Consider the following 19,151-nt stretch of genomic DNA (forward strand, 5'->3'; position numbering starts at 1 on the left):
CTGTCCGGGAATCCGGGGATATCAGTGCAGATTAGGTCGTGACTTTGTTGTATTTATCACACACTATTTCTAATTCGTTAAAAGGTAAACAATACTTTCTTATTTTGAAAGGTTCATTGCTAATATACTGGTTATATAATGTTATTGCTTTATTCGCTATTTCTCTAGAGTGATCCTCTTCGTTTACATAATCAGATATAAATTTTAAGTCTCGTTTTCTATTTTTCTCCAAACGAGAGTCATTTTTTCTTATAGAATAATCATCCATTGGTAAAAGTTGTTTTTCTGTAACAGGAATCATATCAATAAAATTTATTCCGCTTACAAAACGTCCGGTTTCGGTAATGACTTTTGTATAACCAGCGTTGTTATGTAGTGTTTTCCTTTTCTGAGGCTTGCCGTCATGTCTTGTTATCGGAATGGCATACATTCTACTATTAACCATAACAATGATGCCAATAAAGTGCCTGTTATCTTTGCCTAATTGAGGGCTTACAGATGGTACATGATCACAAACTTTATGTAGTTCTCGTATGTATTTCATATCTATTCGATATAGATGTAAACGATTTTTTGTCATATATTCCTCTTTAAATGAAAAATTTGGATGTAGGGGCTTACTAATAAATAAAAAAGGCTATGCGCATAATGCACATAGCCAATAATTGTAGTTCCACCTCGGTAGAACTAACGCTTTTCGTATTCCACTTAACGGCAGGAGCCTCCGATTGACTATGATTATAACATATACAAAAGAAATGTCAATTTCCCTATTAGGATTACAGTTTTATAAAAGATGTATGTCACTGAGAATACATTAGAGCGGCTTGGAATTCAAGGGACTTGAAAGAGAGTTAATGAAAGCTTTAGAAAAGTATACAAAACGGAGAATTTGAGCTACAAATTGAGCTATTGCCCATCAAACATTTAGTATGTTAGAATAGTCGTGGTTATCCTATAAAAACACTAGGATAACCACGATTGTTTTGTTGGAGGAAAAATCGTGGAAAATATATTCAGAAAGGCATTCATAAAATCAATCCCAATCATGTGCAGTTATTTGTTCGTCAGCATGGCATACGGAATTATGATGGAGAATGCCGGATTCAAATGGTATTATTCACTGCTGGTCAGCCTGACGGTGTACACGGGGGCGTACCAGTTTGTGCTTGTGACGCTGCTTTCAAGCGGAGCATCCATACTCACCATGGCACTCACTGCATTTCTGATGAACAGCAGGCAGAGTTTCTATGCACTGACATTTGTGGATGAATTCAACCGCATGGGAAAGCGGAAATTATATATGATACATACAATGACGGATGAGACTTATGCCGTGAACTGCACCCTGCCGGACACTGGTAAGGAGAAACAGAGCATCATGTTCTGGGTGGCTTTTTTGTCGAGGTGTTACTGGATGATCGGTGCGGTTGCCGGGGGAATCCTGGGGCAGATCATTCCGTTTGATATGACGGGGATTGATTTCTGTATGACGGCGCTGTTTGTCATCATATTTATCGATCAGTGGGAGAAGGCGGAGAGCCATATCCCAGCGATTGCAGGAATTGTGATAGCGGCAGTGTGTCTGCTGGTAGTTGGACCGCAGTATTTTCTTTTGCCGTCACTGATCATAGCGTCAGCGGTGCTTGTGGTGTGGAATACGAGACGCAAATAAGTCTCAGATAAAATTGAAACAGTACGATTTAAGAAGTGTAGGAAGAACAGGGAAAAAACATGAATACAAAATATATATTGATAGGAATTGCAGTGTCAGCGGTAGTAACATTTGCACTGAGGGCACTTCCATTTGTCATATTTAATGGAAAAAGACAGATGCCGGAGATGCTGGTGAAACTTGGAAGGGTGCTTCCGGCGACCATCATGGCGGTGCTCATAGTGTACTGCCTGAAGGGGGCTGTGTCGGCTCCAGTGGCAACTGGAATACCGAGTCTTGTCGGCGTGCTGGTGACAGGCGGAACGTACAAATGGAAGCACAATACGCTGTTAAGTATTCTGCTGGGGACTGTGAGCTATATGGTTATGCTGCGCCTAATGTAGGTGATCACTTTTGGTTGATTTCTGACACAATGTTTTCGTAACCAGCAATGTCTCCATAGATAATGTCGTTGAAAGTGTTAGAGCCTTTTTCTTTTCTTAGCACGGCGATTACAGGTTTGGATTTATTTTTGTCAAGTTGATTGTTTTTCATAAGAGTCATTGGTCTGCCAGTGGCAACAAAGCCAATAGTGTATTTGTTTGATGCAGAGGCAAAGCTGCAAGAAACTTTACCTTTAGAGAAGTTTTGTTGGCATTCAATATCAAATGCTGAAAACATGTTGCAAAAATGCGGTAAAGCAACTATTTTTTCTCTTACAGAACCCTTGGTAGATTTTTCAGATTGATTTTTCTTTTTAAAGTCAAAATCATTTGTTGTCAGTGTTCCTTTTATGCATTTGTTGTAAAAATCGGATGCTGAAAGATTAGAATTTATACCAAGCAGGTGCATATAGTTGTCCTTATCTGCATGAATTTTTACGTATTTTTCAGCAAATGCATTTGAAATCATTAAGTATTCATAATTGTAAAAGGTGTTTGTATATTTGACAGCGCAATCTATAGCAATATTTTTTACACGTTCTTTAAAAGGGATTTTTTCCATAAGTTGTCCTTTGTGTTTGTAAAAGAAAAGAGGAATGGAAAGATTCCATTCCTCTGAACAATTGTTTTTAGCAGTAATCTCTGCAATCGGATGGGTTTTAGGTCTCCATCCCGACCACTCGATAAGGTTTTTAGTCTCTCATCCGACTTACTATTATAGTATGTTCAATTTAATGAAATGTCAATATTACTTAGCATTTTTCTTTATATAGACGATACAGTAACAGAGTTATATTTGCAATGGGGATAGGTATTATTTAATGAAAGTTTTATAAAAGTATACAAAATGGATAATTTGCATGCATAATCCCACTATTGAATGAATGTGCATAATTTGTTAGAATAGCTGTGTGTTTATCGACTTAAGCACATATTATAATATGAAGATATCATCGCGGCAGATTTTGTCTGGGCAGGTGATATTGGGAGATATTATTAGAAAGGATCTGAATAAGTAATGGATAGATCAGATAAACAGAGAATTGAGGGAATCGTGCAGAGGATATTGGATGATTTCGGCGATGACAGAGCCATCAACAAGACGGATCTGTGCAACGAGCCGGATAAGACAGCCATTATCGATGTGATCGACAAACTCATGAAGATTCTGTATCCGGGTTATTACAGCGACAAGCTGTATAAGATATACAGCTTGAAGAATAACATGTCTGTTATCATAGAGGATGTAATATTCCATCTGAAGAAACAGATCATGATAGTTCTCAGGTATTGCAAAAAGTTTCCTGAGCTCACAGATGCTGAGCTTGAGGATAAGGCGATGGATATAACATATGAATTCATGGATAAGATACCTCAGATAAGAGACTATCTTGAGACTGATATTCAGGCGGCATTTGACGGAGATCCTGCTGCGGGCAGCAAGGATGAGGTCATACTTTCATACCCTGGACTGTATGCCATATCTGTATACCGTATGGCACATGAGCTTTGTCTGCTGGATGTGCCGATGATACCAAGGATCATGACTGAGCACGCCCACAGCGTGACCGGAATAGATATTCATCCGGGCGCCACCATAGGAAAGTATTTCTTTATTGACCATGGTACGGGAATCGTTATCGGCGAGACGACTATTATCGGCGAGCATGTGAAGATATATCAGGGCGTGACACTTGGAGGACTCTCTACACAGGGAGGTCAGAAACTCAAGGGAGCCAAGAGGCATCCAACCATCGGTGACAATGTAACCATCTATTCAGGCGCGTCCATCCTTGGAGGAGAGACTATCATCGAGGACAACGTTGTTGTGGGTGGTAATACATTTATCACCAACTCAGTAGAGAAGGATACAAGGGTTACTGCCAAGAAGCAGGAGCTTCAGTATAAAAATAATTAGAGGACATACAAATGAGTGACATACGAAAGATAGCGGTTCTGACCAGCGGAGGAGATGCTCCGGGCATGAATTCAGCTGTGAGGGCTGTGGTTGTATCAGCCATCAACAGTGGAATAGAGATAGTCGGAGTGATGCGTGGTTACGAGGGACTTATCGACTGGGAGACACAGCCGCTCGGCCTGGCGGACGTCAGGAACATAAACAATCAGGGTGGAACGATACTTTTCACCAGCAGAAGTGAGCGATTCCTACAGAAAAAATACCGCGAGCAGGCGGCAAAGAATCTGCGAGATCACGATGTAGATGCGCTTGTTGCCATCGGTGGGGATGGAACACTCCGTGGAGCCATAGCATTTCAGAATGAGGGTATCAATACCATCTGCATCCCTGGAACAATAGACAGAGATGTTGCATGTTCTGAGTATACGCTGGGATTTGACACAGCGGCGAATACAGCCATGGAGGCCATTGACAGGATAAGAGATTCATCGGTTTCCCACGGACGATGCAGCGTCGTGGAGGTCATGGGACGAAAGAGAGGCTATATAGCGCTCTGGGCAGGCATGGCGACATCAGCTGATGCCATCATAATTCCTGAAAAATGGGATGGTGACTATGACAGTATCATAGATACGATAAAGGCAAAGCATGCTGACGGAAGAAACAGCTATCTGGTGGTTGTGGCCGAGGGTGTTACAGATGCTCCAGAGCTTGCACAGATGATTCTTGATAAGACTGGTATAGAGTCGAGGGTATCGGTGCTTGGCTATATACAGAGAGGCGGACAGCCAACGGCAAAGGACAGGATGTATGGCTCACTCATGGGTGCGTATGCCGTTGATGTACTCAAGAAGGACAAGGCAAATCGTATGATAGCTATCAAGAACGATATACTTATAGACTATGATATAAAAGAGGCAATTGATATACAGAACAATCAGATCGATTCCTTCCAGTATGAGCTGAGTAAGCTGCTGGCCGAGTAATCGGTGAGGCTGGCAGTGGGTAAAAAATAAGCTGACTGATTATAAAAAGATATATAAATGACAGGTATAAAAGATACAATATAAAGGAGAAGGTTATGAAACAGGTAATATTAACAGGCGACCGTCCTACGGGCCGTCTTCATGTGGGACATTATGTAGGATCACTTAAGAGAAGAGTCGATCTTCAGAATTCAGGAAAGTATGATGAGATTTACATCATGGTGGCTGATGCGCAGGCGCTTACAGACAACGCAGAGCATCCTGAGAAGGTCAGACAGAACATTATGCAGGTTGCTTTGGATTATCTTGCCTGTGGCATAGATCCTGAGAAGTCTACTATATTCATCCAGTCAATGGTACCAGAGCTCACAGAGCTCACATTCTACTATATGAACCTTGTAACAGTGGCAAGAGTCCAGAGAAATCCTACCGTTAAGGCAGAGATCAAGATGAGAAACTTCGAGGCAAGTATCCCTGTTGGATTCTTCTGTTATCCTATCAGCCAGGCTGCAGATATCACAGCATTCAAGGCCACAGAGGTTCCTGTTGGAGAGGATCAGATGCCTATGATCGAGCAGTGTAAGGAGATCGTTCACAAGTTCAATTCGGTATACGGTGAGACACTTGTTGATCCAAAGATCGTTCTTCCTGACAATGAGGCATGTCTCAGACTTCCAGGTACAGATGGTAAGGCCAAGATGAGTAAGTCACTTGGAAACTGTATCTACCTGTCAGAGGATCCTGCAGATATCAAGAAGAAGGTTATGTCCATGTACACAGATCCAAACCACATCCGTGTAGAGGATCCTGGTCAGATCGAGGGCAATTCAGTATTTACATATCTTGATGCATTCAGCAAGCCAGAGTACTTTGAGGAGTTCCTTCCAGACTACAGTGGTATGGATGAGCTCAAGGAGCACTACACCAGAGGTGGCCTCGGTGATGTAAAGGTCAAGAAGTTCCTGAACAATGTTCTTCAGGCTGAGCTTGCGCCTATCAGAGAGCGCCGTCAGATGTGGGAGAAGAGACCACAGGATGTATACGACATCTTAAAGAGTGGCAGTGAGGTTGCCAGAGCAAAGGCAGCAGAGACGCTTGCAGATGTGCGCCGTGCTATGAAGATTGACTATTTTGAGAACGACAATCTTTTCAAGTAAGAAATATTATAACTTTTAGCATGATTACATGTGTAAAAAGGATAAAATTCTCGCCAAATGTCCTGAAAAGTGATATTTGGGACAAAGCAAGGGAATTTTATCCTTTTTTCATGCAAATAATCATTTTAGAGATATTTTTGTGCTAATGACGAGCAAATTATCTCAAAATAAGAAAATCCTAGGGAGGTGACATATCACCCGAATGTGGAGTTAAATAACGCTGTCAATCACATATTATATCCTCACAACCACAGCTTCATACGGATACAGTCCTGTCAGTGAAATTACACAGTGCAGATGGGCGTAAATTGCAACAGTCAAAAACAGTAATTACCTGAGTCGTTAACTATATAAATAATCCGGATTTCTCCTTGCTGTGCTCCAGCTTGTCAAGAAGCTTTGCGCAAGGCTTTGCGAGCAGCAGTCCGATGACCGCTGAGATCGCAACATATATCAGCAGGGTGGCAAGACATTTGCCGTAGGTGTGTTGATACATTCCGGCGACACATTCCCTGAGGGCGTTCATGCAGTATGAGAACGGCATGAATTTGTAAAGGTACTGGTACACTGATGGGAGCACTTCCACCGGGAAAGTACCGCCTGCTCCGGCAACCTGTATGACCATGATGACAACTGCGATGGCCTCACCGATATTGCCAAATGCCACGGTGAGAGAGTAGATCAGGAATGTAAATACAAAGCTCGTCATCATGGCAGCAAGTGCAAATGCTATCGGATGCCTGCACTGTATTCCCACGTAGAACAGATCGCCCATAACGGTTATGATTGTCTGGACCTGTCCGATGACGAAGAAGTTAAGATATCTTCCGAAGAACTTCTGGTAAGGCTTCACGCCCTCAAGCTCTTCATTGTCCTTGACCTTAACGTGTATGAGTGCCACAAGTATGAGAGCACCGACCCACAGTGCTAGGACCGTGTAGAATGGTGCCATGGCTGATCCGTAGTTGGATATCTCGTATACAGCAACTGTGTTCATCTGTACCGGTGATGAGATGAAATTCACTATCACCTGTGGATTGTCCTTGATGGCATTTATGAAATCCTGGTAGCTGCTGTTAGACGTGATCGTCTGTATGTCGGCCTTGATCTTGTCTATGCTTTCTTTGAGATCCTTCAGACATTTGATCGTTCCCGCGATGTCTGCGGTTCCGTCCTTCAGAATGTCCTGATACTCGGTCAGGGACTTGCTGATATCGTTGAAGTTTCCCGGAACATTTGCCAGCACGGTCTGTGCCTGCGCCAGAGATGACTGGATATTCTCTAACGAAGATTTCAGTTCAGGCAAAAGTTCGTTATTTATGAGATCCTTCACTGAAGCAATGTCATTTGTACACTTCTTTATGTCGGACGATACCGCTTTTTTCAGTGATGCAAATTCTTCGTCCGACAGGCTTGTGTCGGATACAAGCTTTGCTAAGTCTTCGTTCAGATTTTCAAACTGAAGTTTGGCATCCGATACTATAGGTGACTGGGCTTCGATCAATCGGTTTATGGTGTCCAGAACATTGGTGCCAAGGGAACCATTGAGGTCAGTTTCGATTGACACTGATCCGATATCGTGGGTTCTTGAGAGGCTGTCCACGGTTTTACCAAGCTCTGTAAGTCTGTCAGAGATCATGTCGAGACCTGTGTTCAGCAGTGATATCGAGGTGTCTGCAACGTCGCTGCTTATGCCTGCGCTGTCACTCAGATTTCCAAGACTGCTTGAGCCGCTCTGTGCCATGCTGTCTATGCTTGGAAACAGAAGCTGAGTGGTATCGATGGCATCTGATGCAGACTCTGTGAGCAGTGAAAATGTATTCAGCATATAGACGTAATTGTCCAGCGTGGATGAGATCTGTTCCAGTTTGCTCTCAAGACCGGCAACGAGGTCTGAACCGTCTATGTTATTTCCGGAAATGAAATCTCCGGCATTTGCAAATACCTCGGTCAGCGTGCTTATGATCTTTGTGTTTATCTCGTTTTGGACGGTAGTCTTGACCTTGCCGGTTATCTTGGTGGCAATGGCATTCTTCTTGCTGTTCTCGTAGTATTCGATATTTGGATTGACGATGTTGCCATTTAGTATGCTGAGCATGTTCGCCGTGAAGTCCTTTGGTATGATTATTCCGGCATAACATTCCCCGCTGGCGATGAGTTCAAGTGCCTCATCTTTATTATCGGCAAATGTCCAGTCGATAGTGTTGTTGTTTTCAAGACTTTCGATCACCATGTCTCCGATGGTCAGATTTATTCCGCTCATCTCGATTCCCTCATCCTCAGAGTAGACGGAGATCTTCATGAGTGAGGTGGCGGACTCTCCATACGGATCCCAGTTTGACAGGATGTTGAACCACGCATACAAGGAAGGGATTATGCACAGACCCATGACTATGGACAGTGCGACAACATTTGTGGTGATCCTGCGCAGATCAGATATGTATACACGCCAAATGTTTTTCATGATAATTCCTCCTTGTCAGCTTCTGTGTTTTTTGTGGCTTCATCCTGTGCATCCGTCTGAACCGAGTCGCCATGTTCATCCGTCTGAACTGTCTCGTTTTGCTCATCAGACTGCACAGACACACTCTGATCATTCTGCACAGCCTCAGCCATCTCAGCCACCTTGTCCTGCACGGCGGTGATCTGTGTCTGAATGTCTGTTTTTACATTTGTTATTATGTCGTCCAGCTTCTTCTTCGGTGCAGCGACTCTTGTATATATGCTGTTGATGTCGATGAGACCGTCAATATTATCTTCCGTATCCTGAAGCGAGTTAACCATCTCCTGTACCTTGTAATCCGAGTATTCCACATGTATCAGATACGCCGCGATTATGAACAGGCTGGCGATCCACAGAACAAGAAATATGATCTTGGAGCTGCCGGTCAGAAAGAGCAGGATAAGGAAGCATGCGGGAACAGTGAATATACACTTAATACCCGCCTTCAGCTTTTTTACATTTGCTGCATGGGCATTGTCTCTAAATGCAAGCACCTGGGACTTTATGTCAGATGGCTCGGTGCTGGTTGTATTTGAATTTGTATCTTCGTTCATGGGTGTTCCTCCTTATTTGCATTACATCATATCCGTATCTTCCATACGTTTCTCGATGAAGTGCATGATATGGATAAATGGTTTTCTGATTATAAGTCCTATGACCAGTGCAACCACAATGAAAATTGACAATTCAAGCAGATATTTGAACAGGTCTGCGTGATACATTCCGCCAATACATTCACGCATTGCATTTATCGCATATGGGAATGGGAAGAATATGTACACCTGTCTGAAGAAGTTCGGAAGAGCCTCTATAGGGTAGGTTCCACCGCTCCCCGCTATCTGCAGCACCATGATCACAACAGCGAGGGCCTTGCCTATGTCGCCAAATGATATGGTGAGTGAATATATCAATATTGAAAATGTCAGCCCTGCGAGTGCCGCAGTTGCCCAGAATGCAAATGGGTGCAGACACTGTATCTTCAGCAGGAACAGATCTCCAAGCACTATGACCAGAACCTGAAGCTGAGACAACAGGAAGAAAATAAGGTATCTTCCAAAGAACAACTGGTGTGGTCTGGCATCCTTCAGATAGTCCGCATCCTTCACATGCACCTTCATGAGGGAGACGAGAATTGTCATTCCGACCCAGATGGCAAGCACTGAGTAAAATGGTGCCATGGACGAGCCGTAGTTGGCAATGCTGTAGTAGTAATGTTCCTCGACAGCAACAGGCTTTGACAGGAATGACGCCAGCGCCTCTGAGTCTCCGTTGAGGAAGGCGATGATCATGTCGGTCACCTCGCTGTCGGCGGCCTTGTTGATCTCGTCTGTGGCGGTCTGGATCTTGTCACGTATACCACTTATGAGATCGGAGAGGTCTGTGAGACTGGTGTTCATTGATGCAATAGTCACCTTATAATTGTCAAATACAGAGCTTGCACTGCTGATGGTAGAATTCAGGGTATTTAACAGATCCTGAGCGTTTTTCAGTGCATTTTTGATGTTCAGGATAATGTTGTCCATGTCAGGAATGACCTGGCTGGTAAATGTGTCATCTATGTCTGAGACAGAGTCGATGATCTGGTCGAGCTTATCTGATACGGCATTTTCTGCATTTGTGATCGCAGATATATCCAGACTATCGATGGTGTCAGCGGTGAGAGAGGAAATCTTCTTAACCTCTGTTTTCAGCTTGTCAAGCTTGTTGAGTGCATCTGAAACCTCATTCGTGTTGCTTATGTCAAGAGATTTGATATATTCGTCGACTGCATCGATCTTTTGCTGAAGTTTGTCTGCATCTGCCTTGATATTCTCAAGATCGGCAGATATGTTCTCTGCATCATCCTTCATATGGATAAGCTTTGCAGAGCTTTTCAGATTCTGTATGTCCTGCGCGATGCTGTCAATCTGATCCTGAAGAGAATTCCTGACAGTGTAGTAGGTTGAGCCCACTGAGTCTATATCGGACATGCTTGAATCAATGGCGGAACCCGCATCGGACAGAAGCTTGCTGCTCCTGTCAGTTGCGTCCTTGAGCTTTGTGCTGGTCTTGAGTTTGTTATTTGCCTTGATTATGGAATCTATGGTTTTCTGGTATCCGGCGAGATTGTCATCGACGGTCTTGAGTGCTGTGATGAAATCCGTTCCCTTGAGATCCTTCGACAGATCTGTGTCGGAGTCGTCAATGGCAGTGATAAGCTTCTGTGATATCGCCTTGACGTAGGTCTCGTTGATGCTTGTCTTGAGCGTTGAGACTGCAGTGTCGGTTATCTTAGGTGCCACGGCATTTTTCTTCTCATTTTCATAGTAGGTGAAGCTTGGATTTACGAAGTTGTCCGTCAGGGCATTGAACATGTTGTAGGAGAAATCCTCATCAATGATGACGGCGGCATAGTAGGTGCCTGATTTCACACCGCCGATGGCGGACTTTTCAGATTCCGGAAATACCCAGCCGATACTGGTCTGGCTTTTCAGCTTATCGGCCACTGACTGGCCCATGTTCATCTCGTTGCCGTCCGCATCTGTGTAGCCCTTGTCCAGGTTGACGACGGCGATATTGATATTGCCGGTATTGGCATATGGATCCCAGTTTGCAAATATGTTGAACCATGCATACAGCGCAGGCAGTATGCACAGTCCAACGGCGAGAACTATTGTGAGTATACTTTTTTTGATACCGATCAGGTCGTTTTTGAATATTTTCAGTATTGTTTTCATTTTTATGTAATTCCTATTTATATAGTAAATGCATCAGCGAGGACTGATGTACATGAGAGAGTCCCCGCTGATGATCGTTTATTATTCTACAGGTCTTTGAAATGGAACTGCTTCTTTCCGGTTGCGTAGTCATCAACTATCTGTCCATGTCCGTAAAGCTTGTATTTGTAGGTTACAAGTCCCTCAAGTCCTACAGGGCCTCTTGCATGGATCTTGCTTGTGCTGATTCCGACCTCTGCGCCAAATCCGTATCTGAATCCATCGGCAAATCTTGTGGAGCAGTTCTGGTATACTCCGGCCGAATCGACAAGCTGCATGAAGAGGGCGGCGGTCTCGTTATTCTCAGTCACGATACAGTCAGTGTGATGTGAACCAAAGTGGTTGATGTGTGAGATCGCCTCCTGCACATCGTTCACGATTTTGACTGAGAGCACCAGGTCAAGATACTCGGTATTGAAATCATCGTCTCCTATGATCTCAATACCGTTCGGGCTGCTCATATTGCGTTCAGCCTGATTGATGATCTCCGCTACCTCGGCGGTTCCGCGGAGCTTTACACCGTGTTTCTTAAGTGCTTTTGCCATGACCGGAAGCATTTCTTTTGCCACATCTCTGTGGACGAGAAGTGTCTCCGTTGCATTGCAGGCGGCGGTGTACTGTGTCTTGGCGTCTATGATGATAGGGATTGCCTTTTCAATATCCGCATCCTTGTCTATGTATGTGTGGCAGATTCCGTCTGCGTGTCCCATGACAGGGATCTTGGTGTTGTTCATTATATACTGCACAAATGCATTTGAGCCTCTAGGTATGAGCAGGTCAACGGACTTGTTGCATGACAGAAGCTCATCGATCTCGTTGTGCTGGCTTGCCTGAAGCATGCAGCCCTCTGGTGATCCGTTTGCAACGGCTGTGCTGTAGATCACATCGAAGAGAGCCTTGTTGGTGTTGGCAGTTTCCTTGCCACCCTTGAGTACTGCGCAGTTGCCGCTCTTGATGCACAATGATGATATCTGGACCAGCGCATCCGGTCTTGCCTCGAATATGATTCCGATGACACCGATAGGGCAGGAGACTCTCTGAAGGACCAGCCCCTCGTCAAGCTCTCTCTTGAGCTGGATCTGTCCAACCGGGTCAGGGAGCTTTATGAGCTCATCGATTCCATTTGTCACGTCAGCGAGCTTGTGCTCGTCGAACTTCAGTCTCTTCTTGACTGATGCTGCGATCCCGTTCTCCTCGGCAGCAGCCATGTCCTTTGCATTTGCCGCAAATATCTCATCCTTATGTGCGATGAGTGCGTCCTTTACATGTACTAGTATATTGTTTCTTGTATCTTCTGAAAGTGCAGCCATTTTGTAGCTGTCAGCCTTCATGATGCTTGTAGCTTCCTGCATGTTCATAATATTGTTCTCCTTTATAATCCGGTATGTCATGTGCATTTATTCTGTCGTGGCACATGAGCATATAATCCATTAAATATTACCACAAGTTTGGGGAGATGACCACAGGGAAGAAGATAAAAAGAGGCCATCGCATAATATGTGCAATCCACATTTGGAATGAAATTCGTATGGATGATTGCCATATTATGTAATGACCTTTTTATATGGTTATTGAGTTGTTATATATTGCTCCAAATTAGCAGCTTATCACAACAAAGCTCTGTGCCGGAAGAGTGATAACTCCGTCAGCGATACCTGGCTGTGTGTCGTTTATTGCTATAGAATAGATAACCTTTGCGTTACCAGTCAGCTCAGCAAGCTTCCTTGACTGGGTGTCCGTATTCTTAGGGTTCACTGCAAGGAGTAGATTCCCTCTCTTATATACAAGTGGCTTTCTGCTGATGATCTCAAGGTTGCTCTTGTCCAGCAGATCGGCCTGTGAATGTCTGAGAGAAGTGAGGGTCTTCACTGTATTGAGCAGGGAGTTCTGATCTGCCTCGGAAGCCTCAACATTTGCGGCATTTTCTGCAGGATCAACCGGCAGATAGAGCTTGTCGGCAGGCGCTGAAGAAAATCCCATGTTGTCACCGCTTGTCCACTGCATAGGAGTTCTTGAGCCGGTTCTGGTGAATCCCCCCTCCTTGCTTGCCATGCTTCTGAAGCTCATGGCGATCTCATCGCCGTAGTAGATGAATGGATTGCCAGGCATTGTCAGGAAGAATGCGTAGGCAAGCTTTAACTCATCCTCAGAGAGCCCGTAGCTGATACGTGTAGTGTCGTGATTTCCTGTGATGAGGGCTATAGCACCCTTGTCCTTTATCTGCTCGTATCTTCCCATGTATTCATCAATGAAGTGGTCGCAGGTTCCCTTGCTGTCAGCCTTGAAGAAGCTGTTGTTCTCCGAGCTGTCGTCAAGTGACTCTGGAAGAGATGCAAATGCATTCAGGTGAGCTTCGTAATCTCTTACCAGAGAGTTATATCCGTTGCCCATCCAGTCGAGATAGAAGTCCATGTCGAAGCCGGCCTTGATTGACTGTTCAGCCTTTCCCCACTCAGATACAAATGCTGACTCAGGGTACTCAGCGTGTATATCGCCGAGAATGTCCTGCCATACGGCAACTGTTCCGCTCTTGTTCGCATCATCATGCTTTACAAGTGAATCTGCCATATCTACACGGAAGCCGTCACAGCCCTTGTCGAGCCAGAAGCGGCATACGTCCTTCATAGCCTCTCTGGTTGCGATACATGCAGGATCGTACATGCTCTTGTGCCATCTCTCAGTTGGATTAAGCACCCCATAGTTGAGAGCCGGCTGGCACTTGAAGAAGTTGACGATGTAGGCACCGTTTCTTGGTGATTCTCCTGCGATGTAGTTGAGACCTGCACCGCCACAGAGCCATCCGTCAGTCCACATATATCTATCTGAGTATTCATTTTGCTCAGCTTTTTTGCTCTCGGTAAACCATGCATGCTCCTCAGATGTGTGGCCTGGAACCAGGTCGAGGAGAATGTGCATGTCCCTCTTGTGAGCCTCAGCGAAGAGGTTCTCTATGTCCTCCATTGTTCCGTATCTTTCGGCAACCTTCTTGTAATCCCTTACATCGTAGCCTGCATCGGAAAATGGTGAATCAAAGCAAGGATTCATCCAGATAGCGTTGCATCCAAGAGACTTGATATAGTCAAGCTTTGCAGTGATTCCGTTAAAATCACCGATACCGTCGCCGTTGGTATCGTAGAAACTCTGTGGGTATATTTCATAAAAAATTGCATCTTTAAGCCATGTAGCCATAATAAATGTCCTCCTTATAAAAATGCAGCATGCGCATATAAATGCTCTTCGCGCGGCGCATGCGTTACTATTCGTTCCTCCATAATATGAGCAGCGCACTTGCAGCTATGCGCTGGTGGTTTAAGGTATAAGGTACTGCAAACCCACACAGAAATCTGCCTCAAAATACGGAGAACGGTCTTAATAGTATTAAGAACATTCTACTCATTATAATAAAATATAATATGGAAAAATGTAATCCTTTATATGTAAATTAATAGATTTATTTTGAAGGAAAATATACTTGTTGAAAACGCGCAGCAAACAAAAAAATACCTGTATTTTATCTGGTTCAAATATGGGATAAAATTTGCTTTAATCTGTAAAAGTTTAAACACACAAATGCTGTAATGTATGTTACAATCACAGGGTATGTGTCAGCAGAGATGGAAAATACATAATGTAATGGCTTGAAGTAGATGTTTGACACAGACAAAGGGCGTATCAGGTTTTGAAAATCGACACATAGTGCCAGCCTGATAATCCTGATAATATATAATAGAAGGAGGCAGGTGCCATTTTTACAGACATCTGCAAAAGAAGATTGTATGAGTAAAGAAAGTAACAACGGCGACAGAGAAAAATTCGCCTCCAGACTAGGGTTCATCCTCGTGTCGGCGGGGTGTGCCATAGGTCTTGGAAATGTATGGAAGTTCCCGTATATATGCGGGCAGAATGGCGGAGCGATATTTATCGTGATATATCTGCTGTGTCTGCTGCTTCTGGGATATCCTATCCTTACCTGTGAGTTTGCGATAGGCAGAGGGAGTGGCAAGAGCGTTGGTTCAGCGCTTAAGGAGCTTGCGCCGAAGGGCGGCAACTGGCATAAATTCAGCTGGTATGCCTATGCCGGCAACTATCTGCTGATGATGTTCTATACTATGGTAGCGGGCTGGATGGTATACTATGTGTACGTCATGGGATCAGGACAGCTTCATGGTGGGTCAGTAGAAGCAATAGAAGACAAATTTACAGGGATGCTTGCATCACCGGGACTTATGGTCGCGATCACACTTGCGGTCATCGTGTGCTGTATAGGTATATGTTCACTGGGACTTCAGAACGGAGTGGAGAGGGTGACAAAGATCATGATGCTTGCACTCATCGTTCTGATGATAGTCATGGCGGTGAACTCACTCATGCTCTCGGGCAACGAAGAAGGACTTAAGTTCTATCTTGTTCCAAGTATCGAGCGTGCAAATGCCAGAGGCTGGGGCAATGTACTATTTGACGCCATGACCCAGGCGTTCTTTACACTCAGTGTAGGTATGGGATCCATGGAGATATTTGGAAGTTATATAGGCAAGGAGAGAAAATTGTCTGGCGAGGCGAAGAGTGTTATGTACCTTGATACATTTGTGGCACTCATGGCCGGAGTCATCATATTGCCAGCATGCTTTGCGTACGGGATCAGCCCGGACAAGGGACCATCACTTCTGTTTATGACCCTGCCGAATGTGTTCAACCACATGCCGGGAGGAAGAGTGTGGGGAATTCTGTTCTTCATATTCATGTCATTTGCGGCGCTTTCCACGGTTATCGCGGTGTTTGAGAATATCATATCGATAAGTATAGATATGTTTGGATGGAAGAGAAAGAAGTCACTTATTATAAATCTGATCGGTATATCAGTGCTCTCCCTGCCGGCTGTGCTTGGATTCAATATGCTCTCAGGAATCACTCCGATGGGAGCGGGTACAAATATCATGGATCTGGAAGATTTTCTCGTATCGGGAAATATCCTCCCACTCGGATCATTACTTTTTGTCCTGTTCTGTACAAGAAAGAATGGATGGGGATTTGAAAACTTTGTCGCTGAGGCAGACAACGGTATCGGTAAGCCGTTTCCGCAGTACCTCAGAAAATACATGTCATACGTGCTGCCGCTTATAATTGTGGTAATCTATTTCAAGGGATACTATGATACATTTGCCCCGAAGGGACCAAAACTGCTGTGTATCTGGATGGGAGTTGCAGCATTGTTTGTTCTTTTCATAGGCTATCTGGCGTTTGGACATGGACGGAGCAGAAGAGAGCAGACAAAAGAGTAATTGCGATTTGGAAATGTCTCAAAAAAATTTATGAATTTAACGCAGACTCATTGTTTTATGAGACAAAATGTGATAATATATAAGTACCAACAGTAAGTCCTTCGATAGTGCGTTTATCTATGTAAGTGTTCTGTGTGAGCATCGCTCGGAGGCAATTGGTATTTTAAATATTTCAAAAAAGGGATTGAAACCGCGATATGGGTCGCAAGGTTCAATCCCTTTTTGATTATGTGAACAACGATCCAAAGTCCGTGTATGCACGGACTTTTAGCCCTAATTTCAATAATTATGGTTTAGTATGTCGAAACATATACTGAGATATGATATACTGTTGTAGTTGCCACCCCTAGATGGGCATAGAAAGGGGGGTAGAGCATGATAGATATCATATCTTCTTTGGTTATTTCTATTGTGGCAGGTATAGTGGCTTACTATATTTGCAAGTGGCTGGATAGAGATAGGTAGTGTGGTGATCAGCCCAGGGAATACGTCGCCTTGCCCAAAAGACGGAGAAAACCCCAGAGGGTGCAACCTCTGGGGTTTTCGTCAGCTTAGTGTATAGAGCTGATAGAAATATCTTCTTTAATTTCTGTGGTAATTATATCATATGCAAAATGAAAAAACAATATACATAATGAGAAAACAATTTATACTGGAAAAAATCAATATATTGTAAGAACAGAAAATTTGACAATTAATTTATGTCAATTCATAGACTCCTTTAAGTATCCCCAGTTCCCTCATAAGCTCCAGCTCATCAGTATAGTGTCCGGTCTGCAAGTGAGAATAGAACAGATTAGAAAATACATCCGCTATCTGCACAAATTTGTTGCAGGCCGAGTCAAAGTAGCTCACTGAGAAATTACCTGCGACCTGACCTGACAGTGAAAGCTCAGTGTTCAGGTAATTTTCAAGGAATGATTTGTTCTCCACCCGCTCATTCCTCTCGTCAAGCTGCAGAAAGCAGTCCTCGTCAGGAAGATATCCATTCTGTATGAAGTAGAGCAGGGCAGATTTGATGGAGAAGTTGAATGTCCTGGAGATGTTGTCGAAGAAGCGGTTCGGCAGATTTTCATTCTTCATCATGATATAGTACACGTCAAAGTGATGCTTTCTGGAGAAGTAATCCACAAATATGTGCTTCATGTCTCTGTCAAACTGTGCACCTTTTAGTTCACGGAATTTGCCGTCCCGGAACATTCTCCCGCCGTGCTTGGTGATCTTGCCGGTCATGTCATCGACCTTATCACTGTCCAGATCAAGAAGCATCTCATAGTTGGAAGAAATAAATCTCTTGTAAGCACGCTCAAGGGCGACGGGATCGAGGACATGGATCATAGACACCACGAAATACTGATCGTTTGTGGCATATTTATTGATAGAACCTGATTCGTCTATGTAAATGTTCACGATTCCCGCCTCCTTATATAATCGGATCACACTGTCCGTCCAATTGGGTGGGACAGACCGTCGGAACTGACGTCAAGTGTGAAAAGGTTCCTTCTAACATAAGTATCGTTACTATTAGTCCACTGACACAAGCTCTATCTTGAAGTTGAGCTCTTTGCCGGCCATCTCATGGTTTGCATCAAATGTGATGGATTCGTCATCTTTTTCAATGACCTTTACAAGGAACTGCTGTCCCATGGAATTGGCAAGGTATACCTGATTACCGACCTCAAGATTCTCAGCGCCAGGCATATCTGCAAGAGGAGCCTTGATGATGGCCTCCGGGTCAGGCATTCCGTATGCATCCTCAGGACGAAGATGTACATCGATGATATCGCCAACGTTCATGCCCTCAACTGCCTGATCAAATCCCGGAATCATCTGTCCTGCACCGCAAACGAACTCGATAGGCTCGCCTCTGTCATATGAAGAATCGAACTTTGTTCCGTCGTTGAATGTTCCTGTGTAGTGAACCTTACAGGTTCTTCCTGTGTTACTCATAAAAATTTGTCCTCCAATTGGGTAATATGTCATTAATTGTAACATGAAATAGAGGGAATGGATATAGGAAAAATTATGGCGTTCCAACCTCGATAAGATTGCCGTCAGGATCATAGAATCTGATGACTTTTTGTCCCCATGAATGAGTCATGAGACGATTGACATATTCAATGTCGTATGGCGACTCATCAAGTTTTTGTGCAAACTCCTCGATATTATTTTCTTCAAAATATAACTCCGAAGCATTGTTATGTGGAATTACAAGATTTTCAATGAATTCAGCCCAAATAGTTGCATCCTGAAGGACCAGCCCTCCCGTCAGGATCACATTTCCCTCGTTGTCCAAGATAACCTCAAGCCCGAAGATATCTTTGTAAAATTTTTTTGATCGTTCAATGTCATTTACGACGATTAGTACATTTTTTAATTGCATAGCGGTTTTCTCCCAAATGTATAATATAAGTTGGTTTCTGGTATTTAGTTTACCAAATGATTTGCGAACAGT

Annotated in this window: 16 protein-coding genes; 6 read left to right on the top strand and 10 right to left on the bottom strand. The window is 43.8% G+C overall.

The window, feature by feature from the left end:
* Positions 1–31: 31 nt before the first annotated feature.
* Positions 32–580: a type III toxin-antitoxin system ToxN/AbiQ family toxin gene (locus tag AB5150_RS06955; RefSeq protein WP_015533732.1), complete on the bottom strand. Its 549-nt coding sequence runs from the start codon at positions 578–580 to the stop codon at positions 32–34.
* A gap of 423 nt (positions 581–1,003) precedes the next feature.
* Between AB5150_RS06955 and AB5150_RS06960 the strand changes: the two genes are divergently transcribed.
* Both AB5150_RS06960 and AB5150_RS06965 read left to right on the top strand, forming a co-directional pair.
* Entirely contained in the window at positions 1,004–1,675 is a 672-nt protein-coding gene (locus AB5150_RS06960) for an AzlC family ABC transporter permease (RefSeq protein ID WP_368291550.1), read from the top strand.
* Between the two features lie 59 nt (positions 1,676–1,734).
* Positions 1,735–2,058: a branched-chain amino acid transporter permease gene (locus AB5150_RS06965; protein ID WP_368291552.1), complete on the top strand. Its 324-nt coding sequence runs from the start codon at positions 1,735–1,737 to the stop codon at positions 2,056–2,058.
* A gap of 4 nt (positions 2,059–2,062) precedes the next feature.
* On the opposite strand, the gene AB5150_RS06970 is transcribed toward AB5150_RS06965, so the two are convergent.
* Complete coding sequence (locus tag AB5150_RS06970; RefSeq protein WP_368291553.1) at positions 2,063–2,659, bottom strand: PBECR4 domain-containing protein; 597 nt, start codon at positions 2,657–2,659, stop codon at positions 2,063–2,065.
* 456 nt (positions 2,660–3,115) lie between these two features.
* Between AB5150_RS06970 and AB5150_RS06975 the strand changes: the two genes are divergently transcribed.
* The 3 genes from AB5150_RS06975 (at position 3,116) to trpS (ending at position 6,158) form a co-directional block, all read left to right on the top strand.
* Positions 3,116–4,015 carry a serine O-acetyltransferase gene (locus AB5150_RS06975; RefSeq protein WP_004849988.1) on the top strand — a complete coding sequence of 300 codons (900 nt, stop codon included), beginning with the start codon at positions 3,116–3,118 and terminating at the stop codon, positions 4,013–4,015.
* 11 nt (positions 4,016–4,026) lie between these two features.
* Positions 4,027–5,001: an ATP-dependent 6-phosphofructokinase gene (locus AB5150_RS06980; protein WP_022217306.1), complete on the top strand. Its 975-nt coding sequence runs from the start codon at positions 4,027–4,029 to the stop codon at positions 4,999–5,001.
* A 95-nt stretch (positions 5,002–5,096) separates the two neighbouring features.
* Positions 5,097–6,158 (top strand): tryptophan--tRNA ligase, encoded by a 1,062-nt coding sequence (gene trpS, locus AB5150_RS06985; RefSeq protein WP_015533736.1) that lies wholly within the window; start codon positions 5,097–5,099, stop codon positions 6,156–6,158.
* 346 nt (positions 6,159–6,504) lie between these two features.
* Here trpS and AB5150_RS06990 read toward each other — a convergent pair whose 3' ends face one another.
* From AB5150_RS06990 to AB5150_RS07010, 5 genes are all read right to left on the bottom strand, one after another.
* Positions 6,505–8,622, bottom strand: coding sequence for a YhgE/Pip family protein (locus AB5150_RS06990; protein ID WP_368291554.1), 2,118 nt, complete (start codon positions 8,620–8,622; stop codon positions 6,505–6,507).
* Entirely contained in the window at positions 8,619–9,215 is a 597-nt protein-coding gene (locus tag AB5150_RS06995; protein ID WP_015533738.1) for a hypothetical protein, read from the bottom strand. The genes AB5150_RS06990 and AB5150_RS06995 overlap by 4 nt, the downstream gene beginning before the upstream one ends.
* Positions 9,216–9,236: 21 nt before the next feature.
* Positions 9,237–11,378 carry a YhgE/Pip family protein gene (locus AB5150_RS07000; RefSeq protein ID WP_368291555.1) on the bottom strand — a complete coding sequence of 714 codons (2,142 nt, stop codon included), beginning with the start codon at positions 11,376–11,378 and terminating at the stop codon, positions 9,237–9,239.
* Positions 11,379–11,464: 86 nt separating this feature from the next.
* The gene (locus AB5150_RS07005; protein ID WP_368291556.1) at positions 11,465–12,775 is read right to left on the bottom strand and encodes a glutamate-5-semialdehyde dehydrogenase; all 1,311 of its coding nucleotides are present in this window, start codon (positions 12,773–12,775) and stop codon (positions 11,465–11,467) included.
* 238 nt (positions 12,776–13,013) lie between these two features.
* Positions 13,014–14,606: an alpha-amylase family glycosyl hydrolase gene (locus AB5150_RS07010; RefSeq protein WP_368291557.1), complete on the bottom strand. Its 1,593-nt coding sequence runs from the start codon at positions 14,604–14,606 to the stop codon at positions 13,014–13,016.
* A gap of 587 nt (positions 14,607–15,193) precedes the next feature.
* Here AB5150_RS07010 and AB5150_RS07015 point away from each other — a divergent pair.
* Positions 15,194–16,696 carry a sodium-dependent transporter gene (locus AB5150_RS07015; RefSeq protein ID WP_055273258.1) on the top strand — a complete coding sequence of 501 codons (1,503 nt, stop codon included), beginning with the start codon at positions 15,194–15,196 and terminating at the stop codon, positions 16,694–16,696.
* Positions 16,697–17,395: 699 nt separating this feature from the next.
* Here the strand turns inward: AB5150_RS07015 and AB5150_RS07020 are convergent.
* From AB5150_RS07020 to AB5150_RS07030, 3 genes are all read right to left on the bottom strand, one after another.
* The gene (locus tag AB5150_RS07020; protein ID WP_022217312.1) at positions 17,396–18,106 is read right to left on the bottom strand and encodes a DUF3800 domain-containing protein; all 711 of its coding nucleotides are present in this window, start codon (positions 18,104–18,106) and stop codon (positions 17,396–17,398) included.
* Between the two features lie 114 nt (positions 18,107–18,220).
* Complete coding sequence (locus tag AB5150_RS07025; protein WP_004850005.1) at positions 18,221–18,646, bottom strand: peptidylprolyl isomerase; 426 nt, start codon at positions 18,644–18,646, stop codon at positions 18,221–18,223.
* 73 nt (positions 18,647–18,719) lie between these two features.
* Positions 18,720–19,079: a VOC family protein gene (locus tag AB5150_RS07030; protein ID WP_015533742.1), complete on the bottom strand. Its 360-nt coding sequence runs from the start codon at positions 19,077–19,079 to the stop codon at positions 18,720–18,722.
* Positions 19,080–19,151: the final 72 nt, after the last annotated feature.

Source organism: Coprococcus sp. RTP21281st1_F1_RTP21281_210402 (assembly GCF_040915325.1).
Taxonomy (GTDB): domain Bacteria; phylum Bacillota; class Clostridia; order Lachnospirales; family Lachnospiraceae; genus Coprococcus; species Coprococcus aceti.